General features: G+C 74.8%; 5 protein-coding genes and 2 tRNA genes. 2 read left to right on the forward strand and 5 right to left on the reverse strand.

Annotated elements, in window-relative coordinates; genetic code table 11:
• The coding region (locus tag PKY62_RS06595) for a magnesium transporter (RefSeq protein ID WP_324535917.1) at positions 1-713 on the reverse strand (713 nt) is incomplete at its 3' end.
• Positions 714-743: 30 nt separating this feature from the next.
• A tRNA-Ile gene (locus PKY62_RS06600) sits at positions 744-817 on the reverse strand.
• A 36-nt stretch (positions 818-853) separates the two neighbouring features.
• Between PKY62_RS06600 and PKY62_RS06605 the strand changes: the two genes are divergently transcribed.
• Together PKY62_RS06605 and PKY62_RS06610 are read left to right on the forward strand one after the other, a co-directional pair.
• Positions 854-1,351 carry a hypothetical protein gene (locus PKY62_RS06605; protein ID WP_324535918.1) on the forward strand — a complete coding sequence of 166 codons (498 nt, stop codon included), beginning with the start codon at positions 854-856 and terminating at the stop codon, positions 1,349-1,351.
• Between the two features lie 98 nt (positions 1,352-1,449).
• A tRNA-Asn gene (locus PKY62_RS06610) sits at positions 1,450-1,522 on the forward strand.
• 71 nt (positions 1,523-1,593) lie between these two features.
• On the opposite strand, the gene PKY62_RS06615 is transcribed toward PKY62_RS06610, so the two are convergent.
• From PKY62_RS06615 to PKY62_RS06625, 3 genes are all read right to left on the reverse strand, one after another.
• Positions 1,594-2,268, reverse strand: coding sequence for a hypothetical protein (locus tag PKY62_RS06615; protein ID WP_324535919.1), 675 nt, complete (start codon positions 2,266-2,268; stop codon positions 1,594-1,596).
• On the reverse strand, positions 2,265-3,017 hold the full coding sequence (locus tag PKY62_RS06620) for a hypothetical protein (RefSeq protein WP_324535920.1): 753 nt from the start codon (positions 3,015-3,017) through the stop codon (positions 2,265-2,267). Before PKY62_RS06620 ends, PKY62_RS06615 begins: the two co-directional genes overlap by 4 nt.
• The coding region (locus PKY62_RS06625; RefSeq protein WP_324535921.1) for a hypothetical protein at positions 3,014-3,307 on the reverse strand (294 nt) is incomplete at its 5' end. The genes PKY62_RS06620 and PKY62_RS06625, both read right to left, overlap by 4 nt.

Consider the following 3,307-nt stretch of genomic DNA (forward strand, 5'->3'; position numbering starts at 1 on the left):
CGCCTGATCGGCACGCCGACCGACAGCCCACGGATGACGAGGGTCTCGGTCTGGGTTCCCACGGCATCGGCCATGTACACCACGCCTGGCACGAAGAACGCCAGCCGGACGTCGGCCTCGAGGTCGCTCGAAAAGCCCCGCATGACCCACGCGGCGAACGCGGCCCCGGCGAGCCCGATGAGGAGCCAGGGCAGGCGATGCCAGAGCCGCGCGCCCAGTGCCTCCTCGGAGGCGTGACGGGCGGAGGCGGTCGAGCTGAGGTAGCCGCCGAGTCGTGCCAGGTCCTCGTCGTGCTCGGCGAGCAGCACCCCCCGGAAGCGGGTCGGCGGCACCAGCCCGCGGAACACCCCGTGCTCGTCGACCACGGCAAGGCTCGACTCTCCCGCTCGCACTGCCTGCCACGCGGCCTTCTCCTGGTCGAGGCCCGGCGCGACGAACGGATGGTCGGCGTCCATGAGCGACTCGGCAAGCTGATCGGCCGGTGCCGCCAGGACGCGCTCCACCGGGATCAGGCCGAGAAGCAGCCGACCGCCGGACCCACCGGGCGCCAGCACCGCCACGTCCGCAACCGAGTCGAACCGGCGCCGGGTGAGCGACTCACGGACCGCATCGGCACGGTCCGCACCGCTGCACGTCGGGACGTTCATCGTGACGTACTGGTCGACAGATCCCCGAAGCAGGGGTGTGGACACGGGTGCGACGGCTGCGCTCATGACCCCATGATCCGCTCGGGGGCCCCGCGGTGGGCCAGGTGGGGCTTGAACCCACGACCGACGGATTATGAGTCCGCTGCTCTGACCGGCTGAGCTACTGGCCCGCAGCCGCTCAGGCTACCCGGGGTTAGGTTGGGCGCATGGCACTCCTCCGACGCGCACCGCACCTGCCCGACGAGGTCCGTGACCGGCTCGACCTGGCGGGCGACCGCCCGCTCGCCGTCGGACGCCTCGCGGACGGCTGGGCCGTGGCGACGCGCACGGGGCTCCGGGTGGCCGTCGGGGAGCACGTCCTCGCGCGGCCGTGGTGCGACGTCAACGCCGCGCGCCTGGACGCCGAGGCCGTGACGCTGACCGTCACCTGGGTGGACGGCGCGACGGAGACCGTGCTGCACCTGGCCGACGACGCGCCGGCACTGCCGCGCGCGGTGCACGACAGGGTGCAGTCGTCCGTGGTGCACGGCGAGCAGGTCACGGTGCCGGACGGCCAGAGCGCCCGCGTGGTGCTGCGCCGGGCGGCGGACGGAAGCCTCTTCACGCAGGTCATCGGCACGGGCGGGGTCGACCTCGCCGACCCTGCCGTCGGTGCGGCGGTCGACGCAGCCGAGGCTCGGGTGCGCGAGGCTGCGGGGCTGTAGCGGCACGTCACCGTGCGGCACGGGGGTGGCGATCGGCCCAGCGACGCAGCCCCTGGTGCCAGCGGCCCCCGCGGATCAGGTAGCATCTCCTCGCGCGATCCCGCGTAGCTCAATTGGCAGAGCATCCGACTGTTAATCGGACGGTTAGTGGTTCGAGTCCACTCGCGGGAGCACGGTCACGACGCGGCGGAGGTCCCCCTCGGGAGGCCTCCGCTGCCTCGTTCCCGGCCCGGTGGTCACGTTCAGCCGCGCTCGACGAGCCGCTCCGGGGCCAGCCCGGCCACCGTCGCCCAGGCCGCCAGCCAGACGCAGGCCGCCCCGACGGCGCCGAGCAGCAGGTACTGCCACCCCGTGACGTCGAGCATGTCCAGCAGCGCACCCACCGGGACCCCCATGAGCACCACGAGGCTCAGCAACCAGGCGGGGACCAGCGCCGCCTCGACCCCGCGTGCGAGGGCCAGCGCGACGGTGAGGGTGACGATCCCCGCGGCCGACAGGGGCGTCAGCACGAGCCCGCTGAGCACCAGCGGGAGGCCCGGGACACCCCCGCCCACGAGCATCAGGGCCACGGGCACGGCCAGGGCCAGCGGGATGCTCGCCTCGAGCACGGCACCGCTCGCCCCGCGCACCAGCTCGCGCGGGCGCACGGCCGTGGCCAGGACGGCTGCCACCGTGCCGTTGGCCAGGTCCCGGGTCATCGGACCGCCGACGTAGGCGAGGGTCAGCAGGAGCGGCGGGACGAGCCCGACCACGGCGACCAGGACGTCGACCTCGGTGCCGCCGTCCGGCCGGGCGAGGCCCACCCACACGACGCAGGCCGCGGCCGCGGCGAGGACCACGCCACCGGTCCAGCGCAGGCCGGCGTTGCGCGCGATCTCCGTCACGGTGCGCCGGCGGACGGCCGCGGCCGCCCTCATGCCAGCACCACCCGCGAGGTGGTGACCCGCAGCCCGAGGAGCAGGGCAGCGGTCCAGGTCGCCACGGCCACCCCGGCGGTGAGCCACCAGAACGCCTCGGGGCCAAGGCCCGCCCGCAGCACGATGTTGCCGAGCAGCGCCGAGCCACCCCCGTAGAAGCCGATGGCGATGATGTTGCCGGCCGCGGGCGTCGCCGTCAGACCGACCGCCGTGACCACGAGGCTGAGCCCGAGGAAGGTGACGGGCACGGCGACCAGGGTCGCGAGCAGCAGCCACCCGTCGAGCGGTGAGCCGGTGCCTGCGGGGACGGCGAGCCAGCGGAGCCCGCCGAGCACCCCGGCGGGGGCGAGGACGCCGGCGAGCAGGCTCGGCACCCACAGCGCGACGCTGCGGGTCCACCACAGCCGCCGCGCCCCGACGGGCGTGGCCAGCACGGCCACGAGGCCGCCACCCGTGCGGGCGCGGGTCAGGGGGACGACGAGCAGCACGGCGTACGCGATCCCCGCCGCCACGAAGGACGCGAAGAAGGCCGCCGTCGACAGCACGGTGCCGACCGCCCGTGCGTCGCCCGTGGCCATGACGGGCCCGAGCGCCGTGCGGGACACGATGGCCGCGTCCAGGGCGCTGACGACGATGACGATGCCCGCGTACAGCGCCGTGAGCGGCGGCGAGCCGAGCACCTCGCCCAGGCCCGCCCGTACCAGCGCGCCGTCCCGGCGCAGGCCGGCGCGCACGCTCGACGCCGTCATGGCGGCGTCGCCTCCTCGACGGCGCCCTCGACCGTTCCGCCGGCTGGTCCGAGGACGGCAGAGGCGAACAGGTCCTCGACCGACGCGTCGTCGGCCACCAGACGCACGATGTCGACGTCCAGCGCTGCCAGGCGTGCCACGATCCGTGCCGCGCGGATCGGGTGGGGAGGTAGGAAGGTCAACCGGGTGCCCTGCGCCTCGCCCAGACCGAGGTCGACATCAGCGCGCAGCGCGGCGACCGCTGCGTCGGTCACCGGCTCGACCGTCCGGACCGAGATCGAGTGCCGGCC

The sequence above is a fragment of the Actinotalea sp. genome (assembly GCF_035443605.1).
In the GTDB taxonomy this organism is placed as follows: Bacteria; Actinomycetota; Actinomycetes; order Actinomycetales; family Cellulomonadaceae; genus Actinotalea.